The organism is Paenarthrobacter sp. YJN-5 (assembly GCF_015040095.1).
Lineage (GTDB): Bacteria > Actinomycetota > Actinomycetes > Actinomycetales > Micrococcaceae > Arthrobacter > Arthrobacter ureafaciens.
Window position 1 is genome coordinate 4127325 of sequence record NZ_CP053544.1, and the last position, 24169, is coordinate 4151493.

Below are 24169 nucleotides of genomic sequence, written 5' to 3' on the forward strand. Positions count from 1 at the left end.
GACTCTAAAACCTTAGAGCATGGATGGCGATAATCCAAAATCGAGAGGAGCGTGACCTCGGACACGTCTAAAAACAGCGCGCGGGACATTGGCAGTTTTTTGCCCTGACGCGTCCGAAATCCGCCAGCCCCACGGACGGATGCCGCGCTAGATTTGCCCTATGACAACCCCCACCCCGGCCGGATCCGGCCAGCCCTCCGGCGACCAGGAGCGCAGCATCCCCGCGCCGGTCGCCACGGCAACCATCAGCAAAGCCGGCATAGCCGCCGTCGTGGTCACCGTAGTCCTGTGGGCTTCGGCTTTCGTCGGCATCCGGGCGGTCGGCCCCAGCTTCTCCCCCGGCTCCTTGACGTTGGGACGCTTGACCGTTGCCGCCGTCGTGCTTGGACCGGTGGTGCTGCCGACGCTGAAGGTGTGGCCGAAAGGCCGCCAGTGGCTGCCGATCGCGGCCTACGGGGTGATGTGGTTCGCCGGCTACAACGTGGCCTTGAACGCCGCCGAGCACATGCTCGACGCCGGCACCAGCGCCATGCTGATCAACGTCTCACCGATCCTGGTAGCGGTCATGGCCGGCTTCATCCTGAAGGAAGGCTTTCCGCGCTGGTTGCTGATCGGCAGCGCGGTGGCCTTTGGCGGCGTTGCGATGATCGCGCTGGGCTCCGGGCAACGGTCGACGGCGGACGTGGCCGGCGTATTGTTGTGCCTGCTGGCCGCTGTGCTCGCGTCTGTCAGCGCCATCCTGCAGAAACCCGTCCTGCGAACGTTTACCGCCGGGCAGGCCACCTGGTTCGGCATCATGGTTGGCGCCGTGTGCTGCCTGCCCTGGACGGGCCAGCTCATCAGCGAAATCCAGTCGGCGCCGATGGCAGCCACATTGGGCCTGGTCTACCTCGGCGTTTTCCCGACGGCGATTGCCTTCACCACGTGGGCTTACGCGCTGTCCCTGATTCCTGCCGGAAAGATGGCCGCCACGACGTACCTCGTCCCGGGAACCACCATCCTGATTTCCTGGGCGGTCCTGCAGGAAGTGCCCACGATCTGGGGTTTGCTGGGCGGCGTGGTGTGCCTGCTCGGCGTAGCGCTGACCCGCAGGACCCCCAAGGCGGAGCGCACAACAGTACTGCGCGCGTCCAAGTCGAGGACGCGCGCAGCCAAAGGTTAGGTTTCAGCGAAAAGTCAGCGGGCCATGCCGGCCAGCAGCTCCCGGTGCGTGGGCGGGTTCGCCCCGGAGCGGCCCACAGTGATGGATGCCGCCATGGAAGCGGTGGTGCCGATCCTCTCCAGCACTGTCGGAGCCAGGCCATCGCTTCCCCGAAGGAGCAGTCCCAGGATCAGCGCGGACATGTATGAATCCCCCGCTCCGATCGTGTCGGCCACCGTGGACGGGATGGCCGGGACATTCAGCTGGGTCTCCCGCGTGGCCATGAGCGAGCCGTTCGCCCCCTGCGTCACCACGGCCAGCACGGTCCCCAGGGACAGCAGGTGGCGGGCCGTTTCCGCCAGGTCCTTGCCCGGATACAGCCAGCGGGCATCGTCCTCACTCATCTTGACGACGTCGGTCAACGGCACCAGTTCTTCAAAGAGGGAGAGGGCCTCGTGGTGGCTGCCCAGGAGGTCGCGGCGGATGTTGGGGTCGTAGGTGACCATGCATCCGCCCTGCGCCTGTTCAAGCATGCCGCGCACGACGCTCGCTCCCGGCTGCAGGAACGTGGCGATGGAACCGGTGTGCAGGATCCTGGGCGCGTAAGGGAGTACCACGGGAGGCAAGGACCAGTCAATGTCGAAGGTGTACTCAGCGGACCCGTCGTCGCCGATCTGTGCCGTAGCCGTAGCCGTCTTCCCCAACGACCTGGAACCGGGAAGCAGAACCACCCCCGCGCTCTGGAGGTGTTCGGTGATGGCGTCACCGCGCTCGTCGCGCCCGATCGCCGTCAACAGGCCGGCTTTGATGTCCAGGCGCCCCAGGCCGTAGGCCACATTGGCAGGTGAACCGCCCGGATACTCGATCTGCCCATCCGGAGACTGCACGATGTCGATCAGCGCCTCACCCACCACGACGACGTCGAGGGGCTCGGGTGCGAGGGAGGGAGTGGCGGTCATGCGGTTCCTGTTCGTTGGTTGGGGAGGTGTGGAGGTGCGGCCACGGAATGACGTTCAACAAGGGGACATTCGAACAATTCAGTGTGGCCCGGGGTTGGCGTACCGGCAAGGATCAACTCCACGGCACGCCTTCCCATGTCAATGAAGGGCAGTTCCAAGGTAGTCAGGCCGGGCCGCAGATGGGGTGCGAGTGACTCCTGGTTGTCGAAGCCGACCACGGACACGTCATCCGGAACGGCCAGCCCTTTCGACGCCAGCGCCTGGTAGGCGCCCCACGCCGTGCGGTCATTGCCGCAGAAAATCGCTGTGGGCGGGCGTTCCCCGGCCATCAGCTCAAGCGTCCTCCGGTAACCGCCGGCTTCGTCGCCGTCCCCCGCGAGGTGCAGTCCGCCGTCGTACGCAATACCCGCCTCTGCGAGCGCCTTCCGGTAGCCTTCAAGCCGCCCGACGACGGCAGGCAGTCCGTCCTCCACCGCGCCGATGTTGATGAAACCGATCCTGCGGTGGCCTGCCCGGATCAGGGTCCGGGTGGCGGTGTACCCGCCGAGCACCTCCGACGGCGCGATGCTCGCGAAGGCGCCGTTGCGGTCCTGCGCGTTAAGCACGACGGCGGGCAGCTCACCCAGGACGTCCGGAACATCCACCTTCCGGTGATACATCGAGGCGTAGACCACCCCGGCCACTTTGTGCGAGAGCATGGCTTCGAGGGACGCCGCCTCCAGCCCGCGGTCCCCGCCCGTGTTCACCGTGAGCAGCAACATCCCGGCCTCCCATGCCCGGGCCTGTGCGCCTTCGATGATCTTCCCGGCAAAAGGTGCGGTGGCCACGTGGTCCCCCACGAAACCGATCATTTCAGCGACGCCTTCGCGGAGAACCTTCGCGTGGGCGTTGGTGCGGTACCCCAGCTCCTTGGCGGCCTGATGGACGCGCCGCCGGGTTTCCTCCGAGACCCTGGCTCCCCCCACGTCGTTGAGGACCAGCGATACCGTGGCTTGGGAAACGCCCGCAGCGGCCGCCACGTGGTGCATCGTGGGGCCGGACTTGCCGCTGGTGCCGGGCCGGGTCATGGAAGCCTGTCTGTCGTGCGGCTCCGGCTTGATTCAGGGGTTCAGTTATACGCATAACCGGGCCTCGAAAACAGTAACTCTCATCACAGCCCGCGTCAATGCCGCACGCGGGCGTTACAGTCGGAACATGCCCGCAAATCTCCCTCCAGGCCTGCCTATCATCCCTGACGGCGACCTTCCTTCGTCCCCGTTGCGGGGCCGGGCCGCCCCCTTCCGGATGACGCCGGAGGAGTTCGAGGCCGCCGTCGAAGATGCCCTTCACATGATCCCGCCCAAGGCAGCCAGCGCCATGGACAACGTGGCCGTCTTCATTGAGGACACCTACGTTCCGCGCCCCGGCGAAGACCCGGACACAATACTGCTGGGCCTTTACGAGGGCGTCCCGCTGACGGAACGCGATTCGTGGTGGGAGGCGGGTTCGCTCCCGGACCGCATCACCATCTTCCGCCAGCCCATCCTGGACATCTGCACCACCCGCGACGAAGTCATCGAGGAAGTGGCCATCACGGTGGTACACGAGATCGCCCACCACTTCGGCATCGACGACGACCGCCTGCACGAACTCGGCTGGGGCTAGCCTTAGAAGCATGGGGCACGACCACAACCACTCGCACGGACTCACTGCAACCGGCAGGCATCGCAAGAGGCTCATAGCCGTCCTGGCCATCACCCTGGGCGTGGTGGGTATCCAGGTGGTCGGCGCCATTATCTCCGGTTCCCTTGCGCTGCTGGCCGACGCCGGACACATGCTCTCCGATGCCGCCGGCGTGTTCATCGCGCTCATGGCGGCCTGGATCGCGACGCGCCCCGCCAGCGATCAACGCACCTACGGCTACCAACGGGCCGAGGTGCTTGCCGCCCTGGCCAATGCCCTGGTCCTGATTGTCATCGCAGTGGTGATCATGATCGAGGCCATCCGCAGGTTCGGCGAAACCCCGGAGATCCACACCGACATCATGCTGTGGGCCGCAATCCTGGGTGCCGCAGCCAACCTCGTCTCACTGCTGATCCTCCAAGGCGCGCAGAAGGAAAGCCTCAACGTACGCGGCGCCTACCTGGAAGTCCTGGGCGACCTCCTCGGCTCGATCGCCGTCATTGTGGCCGCCGTCGTCATCATGACCACGGGCTTCAGCGCTGCGGACCCCATCGCCTCCATGCTGATCGCGGTCATGATCATCCCCCGCGCCTGGCACCTCCTCCGCGACGTGGTGGACGTGCTGCTTGAAGCCACCCCCAAGGGAGTGGACGTCAACATGATCCGCGAGCACATCCTGGCCGTGGACGGAGTGGTGGAGGCCCACGACATCCATATTTGGACCATTACCTCGGGGGTGCCGGTGTTCTCGGCCCACGTGGTGGTGGAAGACGAGCTTCTCAACGCCGCCGGCGCGGACAGCATCCTTGACCAACTGGGGTCCTGCCTGGGGAGTCATTTCGACACCGAGCACTGCACCTTCCAGCTTGAACCGGTGAGCCACTCGGAGCACGAATCCCACCAGCACGCGTAGCTGCAGTCGTTGTGCCGTGCCGGGCTTTGAAGTGCCTGTTCAGGCGGGCGTTACCGTTCCGGAGGCGCCGTCTACCGTGATGCGCTGGCCGGTTGCGATCCGCACGGTGGCATCGGGGACGCCCACGACGGCGGGAATCCCGTACTCGCGCGCAACCACGGCCCCGTGCGAATTGGGACCGCCCATTTCCATGACCAGTCCTCCTGCCGTCAGGAAGAGCGGCGTCCAGCCCGGATCGGTTGAAGGCGCCACCAGGATTTCGCCGGGCTCCAGGTGGGCTCCTACCGGGTCCATGACCACCCTCGCCAGCCCCGTCACTGTCCCGGTCGACGCCGCACTGCCGGTGAGTACTCCCGCGGATGCGTTGGCCGCTGACTCTTTGACTCCGGGATCGACCACGGCTTCGGGTTCTGTTCCGTCCGAGAGCAGCATCCGCGGGATGTGGCGGCGCTGCAGCTCACGGTCGTAATCCTGGCGACGTTCCGCCACCACCGGCTGGAAGCTGGTTCCGCCCAAGGCGAGTTCCACGTCCTCGAAGTCCAGGAAGAAGACGTCATCGGCCGCGTCCAAACGCCCTGCTTCTGCCAGTTCCCGGCCGATCCGCACCATGTGCCTCCGCACCTCGGCCAGACCAAGGACCAGGTTGTATTTGGGCAATTCCCGCAGGCCCGCGTAGCGGCGCGTGCGATCGAGGGCGAAACGGATCACCGCGGCGTGGAGGGCGCTCTTGGTCCTGCCACGGGCCACCAGGCGTGCAACCTGGTCTTCGGCGTCGGTGGCGGCATTTTCAAACTGCCGGGCCGGGTCGGGTTGCGGCGTGGGTTCCGGCTGCCGTGGAGAACCTCCGGCCCCGGGAGCACCGCCGCCCTGCCCAAGCCGCAAGTAGTTCCCAAGAACTCCAAGAATGTGGGTGGGTTCCTCCGACCAGCGCGGCATCCCGATGTCTATCTCCGCGACGGCCCGGTCCCCGTATTCGGCAAGGAACCTCTCAAGACCGGCCTGCGGACGTGCCGGAAGCCCACCTGCCTTGTAGGCCTCCGCCAGTTCTGCGGCGCCACGGGAAACGAAGAACTCTACTGCCTCCGGGTCCTGTCCGATCTTGCTCGCCAGCTCCCAGAGCGCAAGGTCCATCTCGGTGGTGACGTTATGGGGCAGGCCACGAATAACTGTTTGAAGTTCGTCGTAGGAAACCTCGGGACCCAGCAATTTTCGGACCAGTGCCAGCAGGGCAAAGCCAAGTGCCGGAAGGGGCAGGACCTGGGGAACTGTGGCAAATATCCGCTCTCCGAGGATTCGCTCCACATGCTGCAACCTCTGATGGCTCGTGGCGGAGACGGGAAGATCAAAGGCGTCCTTCAAGTCTTGGCTGACCTTATCCAGGTGCCTCATGGCCGCTGCGGGCCTGAACAGACCCCGAAGGACCGTCTCCGGCACCCGGTATCTCGCTGCAACGGGAGCCACATGACGGATCAGCTTGAAAGGAGTCCTGTTGGTCATGGCGAACCGGGGGTCTTCGCTGAGGCGCCGGATCAAAACGGCGGACCGGGCCTCCATGATGTCGAAAATCCTGGGCGCAAGGGCCCTGCCCACCCTGCTCCGAAGCACTGAAGTGATGTCGAAGAAGATCCGCTGGCCAGCCTCGTAGTACGGCGAAGGGCCCGTGCGCGGGTCCGGCACGTCAAAGCCGGCCCTGCGGGCGACGCAAGAAGCGATCAGCCTGATTCCCGCCAGCCCCATGGGCGTCAGGGGCCGGGTGAGGCCCTGGGCCAGGCTGAAGTTCAAGAACGCATGCTCGCCCCCGGAAGACGGTGTCCTCGTTGGTCGCGGGTACAGGGTGGTGATGGGCCGCGCCTGCGTCAACCACAGCTTCCCGTCCCGGTCCATGGCCCACTCGGTGTCCTGGGGAGCTGCGTAGTGTTGCTCCACCCGGTCACCCAGGGCCGCGAGCGCCCGGATCTGGTGGTCCGTGAGGCACGGTTCCACCCGCGAAACTTCGCCGTCAGTCCCGATCGCCGCAGCATCAAGCCCGGTCTTTCCACGCTGTCCGGAGTGTTCAATCCGTTCTGTCCCGCCATCGGGCAGGGGCCGGATCTCCACTCTCCGGTCACCGATGGTGCGCGTCAGGATGTGCCGGCTCCGGATATCCACCACGTACTGGTCAGGATTCACCGCGCCGGAGACCACTGCTTCGCCCAAGCCGGGACTCGCGTCGATGACCGCCTCCTGCCGACGCCCGGTCAGCGGATTGGCCGTGAACATGACGCCGGCGGTGGCGGCGTCGATCATCTGCTGCACTACAACGGCGAGCGCCACCGTCGAATGCCGGATCCCGTGTGCAGTCCTGTAGCTCACCGCCCGGTCAGTCCACAGGGAAGCCCAGCACCGGCTCACTGCGTCCAGCACGGCATCCACGCCAACCACATTCAGGAAAGTGTCCTGCTGGCCGGCAAAGCTCGCAAAAGGCAGGTCTTCCGCCGTGGCCGAGGACCGGACAGCAACCGGGACATCCGGGCCCAGCCTGTTGTACGCCGTGCGGACTTCTTCGGCCACCTCAGGAGGAACACCGGCAGCCAGCACTACCGAGCGGGCACGGGCCGCGAGGGCATCAAGGGAGTAATCAACGACGTCGGTCCCGTCCAGGGCAGCCAGCACCTCACCCAACGCTGCGCCGTCAAGCGCCCGGCAGTAGGCCGCCGTCGTCAGGCAAAATCCGGGGGGCACCGGCAAACCGGCGGTGGACATTTCACCCAGGTTGGCGGCCTTGCCGCCAACCTCCGCCAGCATGCCTGAACGAATCCGGTCCAACGTAAGGATGAAACCATACCCGGCTGTTGAAGCCTTCCCGGTTTGCCCGCCCTGCTGCGGCCCTTCCGCCGCTTCACCGTCCATGCCGCCGTGAAGCGTCAGGTCCTAGTCGTTGCCCAGCATGGGGCCGAACTTGGGCCTGTCCGCAAGCCTGGAGTCCTCGCGGTCCGGGACCACCATGACCGGCCCCTTGGCGTGGTGCAGCACGCCGTCCGAGGTTGAACCGAGGAGCATTCCGGCGAACCCGCCGCGTCCACGGGTGCCCAGGACCACCAGTTCCACTCCCCTGCTGGCCTCCACCAGGACGTCCACGGGAGAGCCGTCTGTCAGCTGTGTTTCCACCGTGAGATGCGGGAAATGGCTGCGGAGCCAGGCAACACCGGCATCCAGTTGAACCTTGATATCCGCGAACAGGGCATCCCTGTCCAAGGGGGCCGGCACCCAGGCCAGTGAGCCGCTGTACTGAGGCACAGCGCAGACTACCCGCAGCTTCGCGCCCATGCGTTCTGCCTGTTCAGCAGCCTCCAGGACCGCCACTCGCGCCTGTTCGGAGCCGTCAACGCCAACTACAACGATGTTCTCCACCGTGCGGGGACCGGCCTTCGCGTGTTCGGCCTTGATGTGCTTGTCCTCGGTGCTCTGGCCCAGGCGGTCGGCGCAGTACAACGGCACCGTCACTGTGGGGCACTTCGCGTGGGCCGGCAGCGCGCTGCTGACGGAGCCCAGCAGACGGCCGACGAATCCACCGCGTCCGCGGCTGCCCGAAACCAGGAGGGCGGCTTCCGCGGAGAGATCCAGCAGGACACCGGCGGCATCCCCGTTCTCCACTGAGGCGTCAACGTCGATGTTGTAGCCGGAAACCTTCTCCATGGCCTGTTTGGCGATCGCTTCGGCGCCTTCCCGGATCATCGAGTCGTCCACCGTTGCGTATCCGCCGTCCAACCCTGAAGCGGCGAAGATCGGCACTGAATAAGCGGTCACGATGTGCAAGGGAAGTTGCCGGCGTTCGGCTTCACGCGCTGCCCACACCAAAGCGCATTGTCCGTGTTCGGAGCCGTCCACTCCAACCACGATGCCGCCCGGTGCTACTGCTTCCGCGTCACCGCCGCGGGGATGTTCAACGTGACTACCGTGCTGGTCCATTTGGGGCCCGCCTCTCCACCTGCTGCTTGATGTTCCGGCCATTCTGCCAGAGGTTCAACGTAGGGGTGTTACACCTCACGTTGTGCGCTAATGTCCGTGATCGTGGAAGCCACGGGACTTCCTCGTCCAATGCCAACTATTCTCGTTTGCTTATAGCGAATCAAGGCGGCTTTTCCGCTATCTGCATAACGGTCCGGGCTCGGTTTCAAGGCCCTCCCGGGACGCCCCGGGAAGAAGTAATAACACGCTGTCAGGAAGGCTACCCAACGCCCCAAAAGTTCTGTAGTGTTCGAGTCACCGAATGGCCGGTGAGAGTGTTCCAGAACACATACCGGCCATTTATTTGCGACCGTTTGGGGGAACCGGAAGCGTCCAATCCTGCCTTTGGGCACGTACGTCAAGGAGGAACCACGCAGTGTCACTCATGCCTGATTCCGCCACGGAGCGAACCACCACCGTGGTGATCGGAGCCGGACTCTCAGGCCTCGCCGTGGCCAGCGAACTCAGCCGCTACGGCGTGGGTTCGATCGTGGTGGACGGCTTCGGCCCACTGGCACAGACGGGTCCTTCCGTGCATACCGGCATGCTGCAACGGTGCGAGGTAGCCGATCCCGCTTCCATGCTGGAACGGAACCAGATCCTCCGCCACCTGCGGAACTACGCGGCCAGCCACCACCTGGATGTACGCAACACCACCAAGGCGGTCCGGCTGGACCTGCTCACGGCCGCAGAAACTCCCCTCGCATCCCCTCGGCAGTGGGCCGTCCACACAGCCCACGGCATTCTCCTTGCCGACCACGTCGTGGTGACGCGTTGCGCACAGAGCCAGTTGCGCAAAATGCTGGCCGAGCTTGGCATTGCCGTTGGTCAGAACCTCGTGGCCGCCATGCGCGCGGTGGGCATGCATCTGGTGGGAGTGGGAGAACTCATCACGCCAACCCCCAAGGAAGTCCTCCGCCAGGCCAAGGCGGTGGGGCAGGCCATCTCTTCGAAGGTGGCACTTCCAGCAGCGCCCGGCCTCGCGATCGCCTAAGCCCGGCAAGCCCGACAGCGGCACCAAGGCAGCCCTGAAACAGGGCCCTTGAAGCAGGGTCCCTTAAACCAAAAAGCTTAAAACCAAAAAACCGGCACCCCGGGAGGACGAATCCTCCGGGGTGCCGGCCTTTTTGTGAAGCGTGAAACTTATGCGCCGGCGCGGACGTACGTGAGCGGGCCGGTTGCGGTCAGCCAGCTGATCGGGTGGATGCCGGTCTGGTTACCGTTAATGCCACCGGAGATGGCCTGGCCATTGCCGATGTAGATGGCAACGTGGCCGGACTGGACGATCATGTCACCGGGCTGGGGATCGCTGACTACCTTGCCGTAGTTCATGAACTGCATGGGGGCAAGGTCGCCCACCGGGATACCTGCGGAGCCGAGGGCCTTTTCGACCATGGCGGTGCAGTCCTGCATGACACCGATCTGGGCGTAAGCCGAGGCAACCATGGCTGCGTTGACGCCGCCAACAGCGGGTGCCGGGGCAGGTGCTGCCGGAGCAGCAGCGGCAGGTGCGGAAGCAGCAACCGTGGCGGTAGCGGCAGGAGCTGCAGCAGCCTTGGCTGCGGCCTTCTTGGGAGCCTCAACAACCGGAGCCGGCTTCTCGATGACCGGTGCTGCTACGGAAGCAACAGCGGGACGCTCGAAGTTGACGGTGGCCGTTGCTGCGGCAGTGACAACCTTGTTGGGGGTTTCGGCAACGGTTTCAGCAACCGTGGCGGGGCTGGAGTCCCGCTGGACCGGAGCCTGTGCCGGAGTTTCGGCAGCGTGTGCAGCAATGGAACCGGTCAGGACAAGACCCGAAGCTGCAGCGATGACGGCTGCCTGGCGGCCGGCGCCTGAAGCGTTGCTGGCAACTGCCTTGGAGATGGAGATGAACGGATTGGGGCGTACGCTGTCCGCCTTACGACGGCCGCGAAGAATGCGTGAAGACATGAAAAAGCCTCTCCCGATGCCTGCGAGGTTAGCTGTCGGATTCGGATGGGAGTCACCCGGCCACTATCCACCGCTGTTCAGCGGAAGCTTCGTGGCTTCACCCCAAGGCGCGCTCATTGGCGGCCTAAAATGGGTTCCCCGTCTCTGCCGTAGGTATGTCTGCGAACGGATTCCGACCTGCGGCAGAGCTAGGCAATCAGGCCGGAAGTGCGCCGAATGCGGATCGGGCACAGGTACTACCGTACGCGATGATCACGGCAAAGTCACATTTAAGTAACGAGAAGTGGGCGTCAAGCGTGTCGCAGTAACCGTTTCGAGATTTTCGCAGGTATGTAGAAAACCCCGTCATTCCGCGGATTTATCGCCCTCGGCATCATTGGAAGCAGCCAATTTCCGACGGGCTGTAACGGCCAGGAAAATAACGAGCGCAACAGCTAATGCAGCAAACGCCACGATGCTCCACGGGAACGGCTGGGAGGCGTCCGGAGCCGGTTCGCTGACGGGGGTTCCGGGGGCCGCGGTTCCCGCACTCGGAACAGTGCCCGAACCTGCCTGGCCCGACGCGGACGGCGAGGCTACCGCGGTGGCGCCCTCCGACGTCGTGCTTCCTGCTGTTGCCGTGAATGTAAAGGTGCCCTCGATGGGGTGCGAATCGGAGCTGACGACGCGCCAAACCACCGTGTACTGGCCCGCCGGAGCGCCGGGACGCAGTTTTTGGACCGCCTGGTTGTCGATGATCTGCACGGCGCCGTCCGCCCAGTTCTCCCCGCCCGCGGTCACCGACATGCCCGAACCAATAGCCAGCGGCCGGTTATTGAACGTGACGGAGACCGATGCCGGAACTTCCGCAACCGTGGCTCCGCTGGCCGGACTCGTGGATTCTGCGGCGTCGTGCGCCGATGCCGGGGCGGCGCCGAAAAGCAGCGCCGAGGCGAAGGCGAGGGCAGCCACGACGGCGGCCAGGAGCGGGCGGATGGTGCGCATGGGGCGGTTTCTCCTAATGTTGGCTTCCTTACAGACTAGGCGAATCGTCAGGCCCTCCCGCACGGGCGGGCATAGGATTTGAGAGCACACTCACACGATCCCCGGAGACATCCATGCTTAAACAGGGTTCTGCAATCGACCGCTACTTCAAGATCTCCGAACGTGGATCCACGTATTCGCGGGAAATCCGTGGCGGCTTCGCGACCTTCTTTGCCATGAGCTACATCGTGGTCCTGAACCCCCTCATCCTGTCGGGGGCTGACTCGAGCGGGGCATCGCTGGGCTTCACGGCCGTCGCCGCCACCACGGCCTTCGTGGCAGGCATCCTGACCATCCTCATGGGTGCTTGGGCCAAGCATCCCTTTGCCGTAGCCACAGGCCTGGGCGTCAACGCGTTCGTGGCCGTCACCGTTGCCTCGCACCCGGGCCTGACATGGCCGGACATGATGGGCCTGGTGGTCCTCTCCGGCCTGACCATGCTGATCCTCGTCCTCACCGGGTTCCGGACCGCCGTCTTCAAGGCCGTCCCCGAGGCGCTCAAGACGGCGATCGTGGTGGGCATCGGCCTCTTCATTGCGCTGATCGGACTGGTCAACGCCGGCTTCGTGCGCCGCATTCCCGACGCCGCCGGAACCACCGTTCCGCTGGGCCTGGGCGTGGACGGCAAACTCCTGGGCTGGCCGACGCTGGTGTTCGCGGTCGGCCTGGTCCTCACCATCGCGCTGGTGGTGCGCAAGGTACGCGGTGCCATCCTGATCGGCATCATCGTCTCCACCGCGCTGGCTGCGATCCTTGAATTCACCCTGCATATCGGACCGAGCAACGACGGCACCACCATCAACCCCCGCGGCTGGTCGCTCGTGGCCCCCAAGGTGTCCGAGTGGGGCGCTCCGGACCTCTCCCTGATCGGCAAGGCCAACCCCTTTGGCGCCTTCGAACACCTTGGCTTCATCGGTGCCGCCCTGCTGGCCTTCGTGATCCTGCTCAGCATCTTCTTCGACGCCATGGGCACCATGGTGGGCCTGGCCAATGAGGCCGGAACCGTGGATGAGCACGGCAACATCCCCAATGTGGACCGCGTTCTCCAGGTTGATGCGCTCGGCGCGATTGTGGGTGGCGGAGCTTCGGTGTCCTCCAACCAGATCTTCGTCGAATCCGGCGCCGGCATTGGCGAAGGCGCCCGGACCGGCCTGGCCTCGATCGTCACCGGTGTCCTGTTCCTGGTGGCCATGTTCTTTACGCCGTTGATCAACCTGGTTCCCTTCGAAGCCGTTGCGCCCGCCCTTGTTGTGGTGGGCTTCATGATGGTTTCGCAGGTGGGCAAGATCGACTGGCAGGACTGGGGCGTCGGCATCCCGGCGTTCCTGACCATCGCCCTCATGCCGTTCACCTACTCGATCGCCAACGGCCTCGGCGCAGGCTTCATCTCCTACGTCCTGATCCGCACGTTCCAGGGCCGCGCCCGCGAGGTACACCCCTTGATGTGGGCTGTGGCTGCGGCATTCCTGCTGTTCTTCGGCATCGGCACCGTGGAGGAACTGCTCGGGGTGAAGTAGCCCCATTCCGGTATTTCAGACACTCCGGGCCCGGAACTGCTGGCATTGGCAGTCCGGGTCCGGTGTGCTTAATCCATGGAAACCAGCGCCCTCGCCGTAGACGTCACCCCCACCGCATGGACCGGCCGCTTCGACGGCGACGGCCCTGAGCACCGTCGGTGGTGGCAGGCTGTGGCTCCCCACGCTGCCGGGACCGCCGCTGCCGGCGTGCGCTCCGCCGTCGTACTGGGCTTCTGCAGCGACGCAGGGGTTCGCCGCAACAAGGGGCGGGTAGGTGCTGCCGCGGCTCCGGCCGCGATCCGTGCGGCGCTTGGTCCGCTGGCGTTCCACCTGGACCGGGAGGTGTTCGACGCCGGTGACGTGGTGGTGGAGGGCGACCAGCTGGAGGACGGCCAGGCACGCGCCGGACGTGCCATCTCCGGACTGCTCGACGCCGGCAACCTCACCGTTGTGCTTGGCGGGGGCCACGAAACCGCGTTCGCCAGCTACCTGGGGGTGGCCGGCTCCGAAGTCCTGCGCGGCAAACGGCTGGGTGTACTGAACCTTGACGCCCACTTTGACCTGCGCGACGAGCCCGTCCCGAGCTCGGGAACGCCGTTCCTCCAAATGGCCCAGGAGGAAGCCGCCGCTGGCCGCGAACTGCAGTACGCCGTCGTCGGTATTTCCGAACCCAACAACACGCGGACCCTGTTCGACACAGCGGAGCGGCTGGGCGTGAAGTACTTGTTGGACGAGGCATGCGCGCCGGAGGCCGTGGAGACGTTCGTGGCGGATTTCCTGGCGGGCATCGAGGTCCTTTACTTGACGATCGACCTTGACGTGATGCCCGCAGCGGTGGCGCCCGGCGTCAGCGCTCCGGCCGCGTACGGAGTGCCGCTCCCGGTGATCAGTGCCGTCTGCAAACAAGTGGCCGCCAGCGGGAAGCTTGTGCATCTTGATGTGGCGGAACTGAATCCTGAATTCGACATTGATGGGCGTACCGCGAAGGTGGCTGCTCGGTTGGTGAACACGCTGCTGGCCTAACTGTGTTTGGCTAACCCTTTTGCTGGGCACATCATCCCCATAGCCTTGTGGAGGGAAGGATGGCGATGAGCACGACTCCTGTGGATGTTCCGCGTAAGGGCACTGTCCGGAATAAGTGGACCTGGGTGGCCGGACCGGTGGCCGTTGCCCTGGGCCTGGGCGCCCACGTTGTTTCCGGTGGAAGCGCCCCGGCCATCCCCATCCTGCTGGGATTCGTGGCTTTGTCTGCCTTAGCGGCCCAACTGATCACGCACTGGATCCACGGCCCCATCTTGCTGCTGCTCATTTCCGGGGCGGCGCAGCAAGTGCTGTTCTTCGGCTTCGATGCCCTTGGTGGCTCCTTCCCCGGCCTCGGTTCCCTGGACCACCTGCACGGCACGGGGCAGATCCCCGCGGATCTCCCTGCCGCAGTGTCTGGTGGTGGCGCCGTCCACGGGGCGGACCTGATGCTCTACACCCACGCCGCCGCGGCCATTCTCACGTTGCTGATTGGCGCAGGCGTGGCGAAGCTGGGTGGGAGGACCGTGCATCCGCGCACCTTCCATACGGGGCAGCGCGCGGCGAATGTCACGTAGTCCGGCGAAAGCCTGCCATGGCCTCTTTCGCAGGACCCGGCGATGAATCCTCCAACACGTTGATGCCCGACGCTGTGTTCGCAGATGCAAGGATGAGTCATGAGCAATGTCATCCTCACCGGCCAGCTGGTTTGCAGGGACCAGGAACAAGTCGCTGTGGTGGTCCAGCACCTACCCCTGCACACCCAGCTGACGCGCGCTGAGCCAGGATGTCTTTCCTTCGAAGTGAACCCCACCCAAAACCCGCTGATCTGGCAGGTCGATGAAAAGTTCCAGGACGCCGCATCGTTTCGTGCCCACCAGCAAAGAGTCGCTGAAAGCGAATGGGGCAGGGCAACTGCAAACATTGAGCGACGCTACGAGGTCGAAGGCGTATAGCCCGTCCGCTGCATCACTGGTACGGCATACGGTCTTGGTCCGTGGCGCCCGTAAGCCAGTGCTCCGCGTACATGGCTCCTCTTCGAGCCCGCAGGAGGGTTCCACGACGGACCTGTTGCGACGTCCAAGAGAAACCCCCTCTAGCCACTGGCATTAACTGCCATCCCGCGGCGATCATGAAAGCATGGCACCCGGGAATGAGCCGGCCGATGGGTTCCTGACCGACTACTACGAACACGTATCGGACGACGACGTCCGCAATTACACTCCGGAGACACTCCTCGAGCGGGCCCGCTACCATCGGACACTGGCCGAGCGCCGCGAGCCCGGGCAGGCCCTGGTAGGCATCCTCCACGAGACCGATTCCAGCGTGGTGGCGATCGTCGCGGATGACCTGCCGTACCTTCTCCCCTCCGTCACGGCCGAGATCGCCCGGGACACCTCGTCCATCCGGCTCCTGGTCCATCCGGTGTTCCGCGTCGAACGGGACCCTGCAACGCACCGGCTCACCCGAATCCGCAGCGGTCCGCACCGCACGGGATTGCCCACCGGGGTGGCGCCCTCCCCGGCAACGCACGACGACGGCGACCGCACCGAAGCGTGGCTGGCGCTGGACATCCCGCGTTTGGCGGACGAGGACGGCACCGAACTCCTGATTGCCCGGATACATGCCGTGTTGAAGGATGTGCAGGCCGCCGCGGAAGATGCCGACGCCATGCACGCAGGTTTGGAGCGGACACTCGCGGAACTGGAAGCAGGCACTGGCTCGGGCGAAGATGCAGCGAAGGATTCCCGTGAAGCACAGCAGCTGCTGCGGTGGTTGGACGCGGGAAACTTCGTCTTCCTGGGCTACCGGTCCGGCGGCTCCGGCGGATCGACCTCCCGCGCCGCCGGCTCCGGCGGATCAATCGGGCAGAGCGGCGGTCTGGGGATTCTGCGCGAGCCCGGAGACCCCAACAGTCCCACCACGGTGCAGGGCCCACTCCTGACGCTCACCAAGTCCACCAAACGTTCCACGGTCCTCCGCCATGCCTACCTCGACGAAGTAACGGTAAGGACGCCCGCCGCCCGGGAACACACTTTTGTGGGTTTGTTCTCTCCCAGCTCATCGGCCCACCCGGTGCTGGACATCCCTGTCATCCGGGACACCGTGTCCGAGGCGTTGCGGACTTTGGGCTACCCGGCCCCATCGCATCACGGCAAGGAACTCCTGGCCGTGATGGACGCCTACCCACGGAACGAGCTGTTCCACATAGAGGCATCGCAATTGGCCCTGCACGCCCGGGAGATCCTCCGCTTGCAGGAGCTGCACAGCACCCGGCTGTTCCTTCGTCCCGATTCGTTCGGCCGGTTCATGACTGCTTTGGTGTTCCTACCGCGCCGTCGTTACAACACAGCCGTTCGCCTGAACATCGAAAGGGAACTGCGTGAAGCGTTCGGCTCGGATGACATCGAGTTCGAGTTGCGCTTGGGCGAATCCGCAATGGCCAGGGTCTTCTTCCGGATCCTGCTCCCGGGGGCGCAGGGAGGATCCGGCCCGCACGAAGCAGACGCCGGCACACCCCCACCCGGCGCCGGCCCGCACGAGACGCCATCCGCCGTCGTCGATTCCGCCACGCTGGAGCAGCGCATCATTGCCGCCACGCGTTCCTGGGCCCAAGGTCTGGACGAGGCGCTTCAGGCCGCCTACCCGCGGGAGGAGGCCGGCCGGCTTTCCGGGCTGTGGGCCGCTGCTTTTCCAGCCAGCTACAAAGCGGACTATGAAGTGGAGGACGCGGTAGCGGACATCGCGCGGTTTGAAAGTTTCCTTCCCGGCGAGGACGAACAGGACCCCATCTTGTCCGTGTACACCCGTCCGGGCACCGCAGTCCTGGCTGAGGACGCCCGCGTGCGCCTTTACCTGACCCGGCCCAAGAGCCTCACCCAGATCCTCCCGTTGTTCCACAATCTGGGTCTCCAAGTGCTGGACCAGCGCCCGTTCGATGTCCAGCGGGCCGATGGCCGGCAGTTCTTCCTCTACGACCTGGGCTTGAAATACCCGCGGGGCGTGGATCCCCTCACAACAGGTCATTTGCTCGCCGTGGCGTTCCAGGCGGCGATGCGCGGGGACTCGGAGTCGGACGCCTTTGATGCGTTGGTCATTCGGGAGGGCCTGGGTTGGCGGCATGTTGCCGTGCTGCGGGCCTATGCCAAGTATTTGCGGCAATTGGGCAGTGCCAATTCGTACAGCTTCATGGCGGAGACCCTCCGGACCAACCCTGCGGCAACCCGCGCGCTGTTGGAGCTGTTCGAAGCAAAATTCAACCCGGACCTGATCGCGGCTGACCTGTTCGAACCGGACCCGGGTGCGCACACGGGAGACCGGGATGTGTTTGAAGAGGGCAGCAGTGAACTGAGCCACCGGACACAGGCCGTCCACGCAGCGCGGGCCAGGCTCGCCGAAGCCATCGACGCCGTCCCCGTCCTTGATGCGGACAGGCTGTTACGTTCGCTGGCCAGCCTGGTGGAGGCCACCCTGCGGACCAACTTCTACCTGGACAGGCCCTGCCTCAGTTTCAAGGTCAGCCCCGCTGGTATCCCTGCTGCGCCGGCACCGCGGCCGAAGTTTGAGATCTGGGTGTACTCGCCACGGGTCGAGGGCGTTCACTTGCGCTTTGGAGCGATCGCGCGGGGAGGTTTGCGCTGGTCGGACCGGCGGGAGGATTTCCGTACGGAAGTCCTGGGACTGGTGAAGGCACAGACCGTGAAGAATGCGGTGATCGTCCCTACCGGCGCCAAGGGCGGGTTCTTCCCCAAACGGCTCCCGGACCCGGCAGAAGACCGGGCAGCGTGGCTCGCCGAGGGCCAGGAAAGCTACCGCACTTTCATCCGTGGCCTGCTGGACGTGACGGACAACCTGGTGCCGGATCCCGACGGCGGACCGGCCGGCCGCGTCGTGCCGCCGCCCCGTGTAGTAAGGCACGACGGCGACGACTACTACCTCGTGGTTGCCGCCGACAAGGGGACGGCCGCCTTCTCCGACCTCGCCAACGCCATAGCAGCGGAGTACGGCTTCTGGCTGGGTGATGCCTTCGCGTCCGGCGGATCCGTGGGCTACGACCACAAACAGATGGGCATCACCGCCCGGGGCGCCTGGGAATCGGTACGCCACCATTTCAGTGAACTGATGATCGACTCCCGCGCAGAAGACTTCACCGTGGTGGGGATCGGGGACATGAGCGGCGACGTCTTCGGCAACGGCATGCTCCTGTCCAACCACATCAAGCTGGTGGCCGCGTTCGACCACCGGCACATCTTCCTGGACCCCAACCCTGACCCACTTGCTTCCTACGCGGAACGGGAGAGGCTCTTCACACTGCCCCGCTCGTCCTGGGCGGACTACGATGCCAGCAAACTGAGCCCCGGCGGTGGCGTGTTCGCCCGCTCGGAAAAGTCCATCCGGATCAGCGAACAGGTGCGCGTGGCCTTGGGCCTGCAGGAGAACACGACGGCGATGACCCCGCCGGAGCTTCTGCGCGCCGTACTAACGGCACCCGTGGACCTCCTGTACAACGGCGGGATCGGAACCTACGTGAAGGCTTCCACGGAAACCAACGCGGACGTGGGAGACAAGTCCAACGACGCTATCCGCGTGGACGCCACGCAGCTCCGCACGCACATCATCGCCGAGGGCGGGAACCTTGGCGTGACCCAGCGCGGCAGGATCGAAGCGGCCCTTGCCGGGATCCTGGTGAACACGGATGCAATCGACAATTCCGCCGGGGTTGAATGCTCGGACCACGAGGTGAACATCAAGATCTTCCTGGACCGCATGATCTCCGCCGGAAGGATGCCCGCGGCCGATCGCACGGCGTTCCTGCAGGACCTCCAAACCGAAGTAGGGCGGCTCGTCCTGAAAACCAACGACCACCAGAACACCCTCCTGGTCAACGACAAACAGCTGGCCTTGGAGTGGAGCCCCAGCTTCGAACGGACCATGGACTGGCTGGAAACGGTGACGGACATGGACCGGAAACTGGAATCCCTGCCGTCCAACGAAGAGCTGCGGGCCCGGGTCCTCACCGGCAAGGGCCTGACCACCCCGGAACTGGCCGTGCTGGCGGCCTACGCCAAGATCGAGCTCGCCCGGGAACTGACCGACGGTGGACTGGCAGATGATCCCTGGTTCTCGCAAACCCTCCATTCCTACTTCCCCAAGCAGCTCTCCGAAAGGTTCGGCGAGCACCTTGCCACCCATCCCCTCCGCCGGGAAATCGTGGCCACGGTGGTAGCCAACGACATGATCAACATGGGCGGGATCTCCTTCGCCTTCAGGGCCATGGAGGAAACCACTGTGTCCGCTGCGGCAGTGGCCCGTGGATTCGTCGTCATGCGCCGGATCTGGGATTTTGATGCGGTAACAGAGGCAATAGCGGCGATTCCAGCGAACATCCCCACTGAGCATGGAGCGGCGGTTGCCTTGGACATGCGACGCCTGTTGGACCGTTCAGTGCGTTGGTACGTCACCCACGACTTCCGCGACAAGCCCGTCGCCGATGCGTTTGCACGCTTGGAAAGCCCGATGGCATTGATGCGGTCAAATTTCACGCGCTTCCTGCATGGATTCAACTTAAGCTTTTCGCTGGACCTTCTTGCCCACTCGGACGCCGTGGGGCTGCCTCATCAACTGGGTCTCCGTGCCTCCGAGTTGCTGGTCAGCTACGGGCTGCTGGACATCGCGGCGATTGCCGAAGAGCTTCAGGAACCCGCAGAGGCCGTTGCCGAGGTGTACTTTGCCGTGTTCGAGCGGATCTCGGCCATCCGTCTGCTGCAACACATCACCCGGCTCCCCCGCGACACCCACTGGGAATCCCTTGCGCGTGCTGCCCTGCGGGACGACATGTACCTCGTGCTGGCGGACATGACCCGGGCGGTTGTCCGCCACACACCCCGTTCCCCGGCTGCTGCCCATGACCCCGTGGAGCGGATCATGGACTGGGAGCGCGGAAACATCGAACAACTGACGCGGATCCAGGAGACCATCCAAGAGGCGATCAAGCCCGGACCCATGGATATCGCAGCCCTGTCGGTGGCCGTGAAACTGCTCCGGGCAATGGTCCGGAGATGAGACACGGATCACAGGGTTGCCAGTCATCTTACAAATAATTGGCTTGAAGGTTTTATGATTGTCGGGTCGCCCTCGCATGCGACAAGTAAGAGGAGGCCCCCAAATGACCACTGCTACGACAGTAGAACGCGAGATTCGCCTGTCCTTTTCGAAGGCAGACGAAATCCACGACGGACTTGACCGTGCCGTGGATGCCCTCATTGAGAGCGCCGCTGCAGACGCCAACTGCGGCATCCTGGTGACCCGGCACGAGCCCGGCACCTACACCGTGGCCCTGGACGAATCCGTTCCCTTCGGTCAGACCCACGAAGTCCTCGCTGCCTGAGCCGCTCTTCAGCAGCTCGCAGCGAAACACAACCGGGGCCTGCCCCTTCCGCACTACTACCCGCGGAAGGGACAGGCCCCGGTTTTGTCGGTTAAGCGGCACCCATCCAGGTCGCAATTGTGCGCGTTTTGAGCGTTCAAAACGCTGTGAGGATTGGGGTGGCTGGTCTGGGATTGGCTGGCAGAGTGGGTGCAGGTCGTTCCACCCCGCGGTCGTGACTCACAAAACGCTTGGCCCCCTGTCTTGGGTGTGCCTTTAGTGCGACTTGTCCGTCTGCGGGGTGGGCGGCCGGTACCTGCCCGGCCCACCTCGGTGACTTGATCAGAAGATTGTCCGCCCCCGGCGCGGGGGCGTGACTCGTCACAGTGCTGTTCCGAAGTGACCTCTACCCGGACTGGTACCGGCCCGTAACGGCCCTGACCATGTCCGCGAAATGAGGAAAGTGCCAGAACCGCTATGACTATCGTTGCGTATTCCCACCCGTTTGTCGTCGGCGTCGACACCCACGCCAGGAAACATGTGTATTCCATCCTTGCCGCGCCAAGCGGCGAACGGATCGACACCCGGGATTTCCCGGCCACCGGGGCCGGGATCGACCGTGCCATTGCCTGGGTAGCGCGCTTGACCGGGGCCGATCCGGCCACTTTGTGGGTGATCGAGGGCGCGGCTTCTTATGGTGCGGTGCTGGCCGGGGCTGTCGCAGCTGCCGGCTACCAGGTCGCCGAAGCCGCCCGCATGGATGCCAAGACACGTCGCGGGATCGGTAAGTCCGATCCGTTGGACGCGCACCGGATCGCTTCAACAGTCCTTTCCCTGGAAGAGGACAAGCTGCGCCGGCCACGGTTGAACGAAGGGGTCCGCGCAGCCCTGCGGGTCCTGGTCAGTGCACGTCAGTCAATGACCACCGACCGGACCAGGACCGTGAACGCGTTGACCGCGCTGCTGCGGGTCAACGATTTGGGTGCCGATGCCCGTAAGCCCTTGACCGGGACCCAGATCCTGGAGATCTCCAGATGGCGTGCCCGTGAAGAACCCCTTGCCCTGTCGGTGGCCCGCTCCGAAGCCGTCAGGCTCGCCAAGCGCATCAACGACCTTGACGCGGACATCAAAACCAACGGCAACCGGATCACCGAACTCGTCGAGATCAGCGAAGCCGCGCCCCTGCTACAAGAACCCGGCTTCGGACCAGTCACCGCAGCCATTTGTCTCACCGCATGGTCCCATCGCGGCCGGGTACGTTCCGAGGCTGCATTCGCCTCCCTGGCCGGGGCCAACCCCATTCCCGCTTCATCCGGAAATACCGTCCGCCACAGGCTCAACCGCGGAGGCGACCGGACCCTGAACAAAGCCCTCCACATGGCTGCCCTGAGCAGGATGGCGTTCGATCCGGAAACCATCAACTACACAGCAAAACGTGAAGCAGAAGGCCGTACCAAAAAGGAGATCCGCCGGTGCGTCAAACGCTACCTCGCCCGACGGATCTACCGCACACTCAACGCCAACAGCCCCATGCCATCGTTCCGTTGACAACCATAGAAGAGTCGCAGTAATGCGACCCAGTTGGGTGCTTGGGTGCTTGGGTGAAGGCGGCTGCTCTAGGCGCGGCGGAGGATCACGCCGTCGGACTTCATGAAGAGTTCCTTGCCCTCTTCGGTGACGCCGGGTCCCGAATGCTCGAGCCACAACACGTTGCCGCTCAGGGAGACCTCTTCCACCAGACCGGCTGCGATCACGTGGGCGTACTTGATGACTTCCACCCGCTCCCCGACCTTCAGCTGCCTCCAGTCGGCAACCGTTGCCGCGTGTGCGCTTCTTCTGGAAAGTACTGCTCCCCGTGCCTTCATTGAACTTCTACCCCTTTGTGGATGTTCTCTGTTAGTTATTCACTTGACCGTCAAGCCCGGGACACCGTTGTCGCCGGACGTGACGTACACCATAAGTATTACTACATTTGCCACGCCCCGGACGTTGCGTTGCGAACAATTTCCGGGGCGTGACAAATTTGCCGCTCAAATGAGCGTTTTATTCGACGTCAGGCCAAAACCCCGACGGCGGATTCGGCGGCCGCGCGGACCGCACCGGAGCCAACCAGGCGGTCAGCCGCTTCCAGTTCGGGCGACAGGAACCGGTCCGTACCCGGCCCCTGCACCACTTCGCGAAGCGCTCCGATCACGGCGGTACCCGCCGGACCCGGGGTGAGTTCGCCGTCGGAGAGCTGCGTCCGGATGTCCAGGGCGCGAGCGCTGGTGACCAGTTCGACGGCGAGCACCCGCCGGAGGTTCTCCACGGCCTTGCGCAGCTTCCGGGCCGCGTGCCAGCCCATGGAGACGTGGTCCTCCTGCATGGCGGAGCTCGGGATGGAGTCCACCGACGCCGGAACAGCGAGCCGCTTGTTGTCGGAAACAAGGCCGGCCTGCGTGTACTGGGCAATCATCAGGCCCGAATCCACGCCCGGATCCGCGGCAAGGAATGCCGGGAGGCCGTGGGAACGGGCCGGATCCAGCATGCGGTCCGTGCGTCGCTCGGCAATGGAACTGAGGTCAGCAACGGCGATGGCAAGGAAGTCCAGGACGTAGGCCACGGGCGCGCCGTGGAAGTTGCCGTTGGACGTCACGCGACCGTCGGGAAGGACCACCGGGTTGTCGATCGCTGCGGCAAGCTCACGCGAAGCCACCAAGGCGGCATGGTCCACGGTGTCGCGGACTGCGCCGGCAACCTGAGGTGCGCAACGGAGCGAGTAGGCGTCCTGGACCTTGGTGTCGTTGATCCGGTGGGAAGCCACGATCGGTGAGTTGGACAGCACCCGGAGCATGTTGTCCGCGCTGGCAGCCTGGCCCGGGTGGGGACGCAGGGCTGCGTGCAGCTCGGGCAGGAACACCTGGTCAGTGCCCAGGAGTGCCTCCACGCTGAGGGCCGCAGTGACATCGGCGGTCGCCAGGAGGACACGGAGGTCGGCGATGGCCATGAGCAGCATTCCCAGCATGCCCTCGGTGCCGTTGACGAGGGCCAGGCCCTCCTTCTCGGCGAGCGTGACCGGCTCGATGCCGTGCTGCGAGAGCAGCTCAGCAACAGGTGCCTTACCCTCGGCGCCGTACAGTTCGCCGTCGGGCCCTGTTGCTTCGCCCTCACCCATGAGAACCAGCGCACAGTGGGACAGCGGTGCGAGGTCGCCGGAGCAGCCCAACGAACCGAACTCGCGGACCACCGGCGTGATGCCTGCATTGAGGACATCCACCATGGTCTGCAGGACCACGGGACGGACGCCCGTGCGCCCGGAAGCGAGGGTCTTGGCGCGGAGGAACATGATGCCGCGGATGACTTCCCGCTCCACCGCGGGCCCCATGCCGGCAGCGTGGCTGCGGATCAGCGACTTCTGCAACTGGGTGCGGAGGTCGTTGGGGATGTGGCGGTTGGCAAGAGCACCGAAGCCCGTGGAGATGCCGTAGGCGGGCACGTCGCTGGTGGCAAGCCCGTCGATGTGCGCACGGACTTTGTTAACCGTGTCCAGGGCTTCCGGGGAAAGGGTCACCTTGGCACCGTGGCGCGCGACGGCGACGACGTCTTCCGGGGTCACGCCGCTGGAGCCAAGGGTGACGGTGAGTTGTTCGTTCGCGATAGTTGTCATGG

The 24169-nt window shown here is 64.8% G+C and carries 19 protein-coding genes and 1 riboswitch; of the genes, 11 read left to right on the forward strand and 8 right to left on the reverse strand.

From position 1 onward, the window contains the following. Window positions 1–160 precede the first annotated feature (160 nt). Entirely contained in the window at window positions 161–1162 is a 1002-nt protein-coding gene (locus HMI59_RS19100) for a DMT family transporter (RefSeq protein ID WP_193592208.1), read from the forward strand. 14 nt (window positions 1163–1176) lie between these two features. On the opposite strand, the gene HMI59_RS19105 is transcribed toward HMI59_RS19100, so the two are convergent. After that, window positions 1177–2100 carry a carbohydrate kinase gene (locus HMI59_RS19105; protein WP_193592209.1) on the reverse strand — a complete coding sequence of 308 codons (924 nt, stop codon included), beginning with the start codon at window positions 2098–2100 and terminating at the stop codon, window positions 1177–1179. After that, on the reverse strand, window positions 2097–3167 hold the full coding sequence (locus tag HMI59_RS19110) for a LacI family DNA-binding transcriptional regulator (RefSeq protein WP_227471453.1): 1071 nt from the start codon (window positions 3165–3167) through the stop codon (window positions 2097–2099). The genes HMI59_RS19105 and HMI59_RS19110 overlap by 4 nt, the downstream gene beginning before the upstream one ends. Before the next feature lie 127 nt (window positions 3168–3294). Here HMI59_RS19110 and HMI59_RS19115 point away from each other — a divergent pair, with 127 nt between their 5' ends. Beyond that, window positions 3295–3744, forward strand: a complete 450-nt coding sequence (locus tag HMI59_RS19115) for a metallopeptidase family protein (protein ID WP_166186903.1) — start codon at window positions 3295–3297, stop codon at window positions 3742–3744. A 10-nt stretch (window positions 3745–3754) separates the two neighbouring features. Continuing rightward, window positions 3755–4675, forward strand: a complete 921-nt coding sequence (locus tag HMI59_RS19120) for a cation diffusion facilitator family transporter (RefSeq protein ID WP_021471133.1) — start codon at window positions 3755–3757, stop codon at window positions 4673–4675. Window positions 4676–4714: 39 nt separating this feature from the next. Here the strand turns inward: HMI59_RS19120 and HMI59_RS19125 are convergent, their stop codons facing one another. Both HMI59_RS19125 and HMI59_RS19130 read right to left on the reverse strand, forming a co-directional pair. After that, complete coding sequence (locus HMI59_RS19125; RefSeq protein WP_193592210.1) at window positions 4715–7564, reverse strand: PEP/pyruvate-binding domain-containing protein; 2850 nt, start codon at window positions 7562–7564, stop codon at window positions 4715–4717. A gap of 21 nt (window positions 7565–7585) precedes the next feature. Then, window positions 7586–8623 carry a universal stress protein gene (locus HMI59_RS19130; RefSeq protein ID WP_062094812.1) on the reverse strand — a complete coding sequence of 346 codons (1038 nt, stop codon included), beginning with the start codon at window positions 8621–8623 and terminating at the stop codon, window positions 7586–7588. A 424-nt stretch (window positions 8624–9047) separates the two neighbouring features. Between HMI59_RS19130 and HMI59_RS19135 the strand changes: the two genes are divergently transcribed. Next, on the forward strand, window positions 9048–9656 hold the full coding sequence (locus HMI59_RS19135; RefSeq protein WP_021471136.1) for an FAD-dependent monooxygenase: 609 nt from the start codon (window positions 9048–9050) through the stop codon (window positions 9654–9656). A gap of 149 nt (window positions 9657–9805) precedes the next feature. On the opposite strand, the gene HMI59_RS19140 is transcribed toward HMI59_RS19135, so the two are convergent. Further along, window positions 9806–10594, reverse strand: a complete 789-nt coding sequence (locus HMI59_RS19140) for an NlpC/P60 family protein (protein ID WP_166186900.1) — start codon at window positions 10592–10594, stop codon at window positions 9806–9808. 3 nt (window positions 10595–10597) lie between these two features. Beyond that, a riboswitch (cyclic di-AMP (ydaO/yuaA leader) is annotated at window positions 10598–10760 on the reverse strand. 179 nt (window positions 10761–10939) lie between these two features. Further along, complete coding sequence (locus HMI59_RS19145) at window positions 10940–11578, reverse strand: copper resistance CopC family protein (protein WP_193592211.1); 639 nt, start codon at window positions 11576–11578, stop codon at window positions 10940–10942. A 113-nt stretch (window positions 11579–11691) separates the two neighbouring features. On the opposite strand from HMI59_RS19145, the gene HMI59_RS19150 reads away from it, so the two are divergent. From HMI59_RS19150 to HMI59_RS19180, 7 genes are all read left to right on the forward strand, one after another. Continuing rightward, complete coding sequence (locus tag HMI59_RS19150; RefSeq protein ID WP_021471139.1) at window positions 11692–13134, forward strand: NCS2 family permease; 1443 nt, start codon at window positions 11692–11694, stop codon at window positions 13132–13134. Window positions 13135–13209: 75 nt separating this feature from the next. Continuing rightward, window positions 13210–14157 carry a formimidoylglutamase gene (gene hutG / locus HMI59_RS19155; RefSeq protein ID WP_193592212.1) on the forward strand — a complete coding sequence of 316 codons (948 nt, stop codon included), beginning with the start codon at window positions 13210–13212 and terminating at the stop codon, window positions 14155–14157. Window positions 14158–14222: 65 nt separating this feature from the next. Next, window positions 14223–14732, forward strand: coding sequence for a hypothetical protein (locus HMI59_RS19160; RefSeq protein WP_193592213.1), 510 nt, complete (start codon window positions 14223–14225; stop codon window positions 14730–14732). Window positions 14733–14831: 99 nt separating this feature from the next. After that, a complete protein-coding gene (locus HMI59_RS19165) occupies window positions 14832–15110 on the forward strand; it encodes a putative quinol monooxygenase (protein WP_193592214.1) in 279 nt (92 codons plus the stop codon). Window positions 15111–15294: 184 nt separating this feature from the next. Continuing rightward, entirely contained in the window at window positions 15295–20217 is a 4923-nt protein-coding gene (locus HMI59_RS19170) for an NAD-glutamate dehydrogenase (protein ID WP_193592215.1), read from the forward strand. Between the two features lie 103 nt (window positions 20218–20320). Further along, the gene (locus HMI59_RS19175) at window positions 20321–20542 is read left to right on the forward strand and encodes a hypothetical protein (protein ID WP_021471143.1); all 222 of its coding nucleotides are present in this window, start codon (window positions 20321–20323) and stop codon (window positions 20540–20542) included. A 456-nt stretch (window positions 20543–20998) separates the two neighbouring features. Next, on the forward strand, window positions 20999–22069 hold the full coding sequence (locus tag HMI59_RS19180) for an IS110 family transposase (RefSeq protein WP_166184854.1): 1071 nt from the start codon (window positions 20999–21001) through the stop codon (window positions 22067–22069). 68 nt (window positions 22070–22137) lie between these two features. Here HMI59_RS19180 and HMI59_RS19185 read toward each other — a convergent pair whose 3' ends face one another. After that, window positions 22138–22386 carry a hypothetical protein gene (locus HMI59_RS19185; RefSeq protein ID WP_021471144.1) on the reverse strand — a complete coding sequence of 83 codons (249 nt, stop codon included), beginning with the start codon at window positions 22384–22386 and terminating at the stop codon, window positions 22138–22140. Window positions 22387–22574: 188 nt separating this feature from the next. Further along, entirely contained in the window at window positions 22575–24167 is a 1593-nt protein-coding gene (gene hutH / locus HMI59_RS19190; protein ID WP_193592216.1) for a histidine ammonia-lyase, read from the reverse strand. Window positions 24168–24169 lie beyond the last annotated feature (2 nt).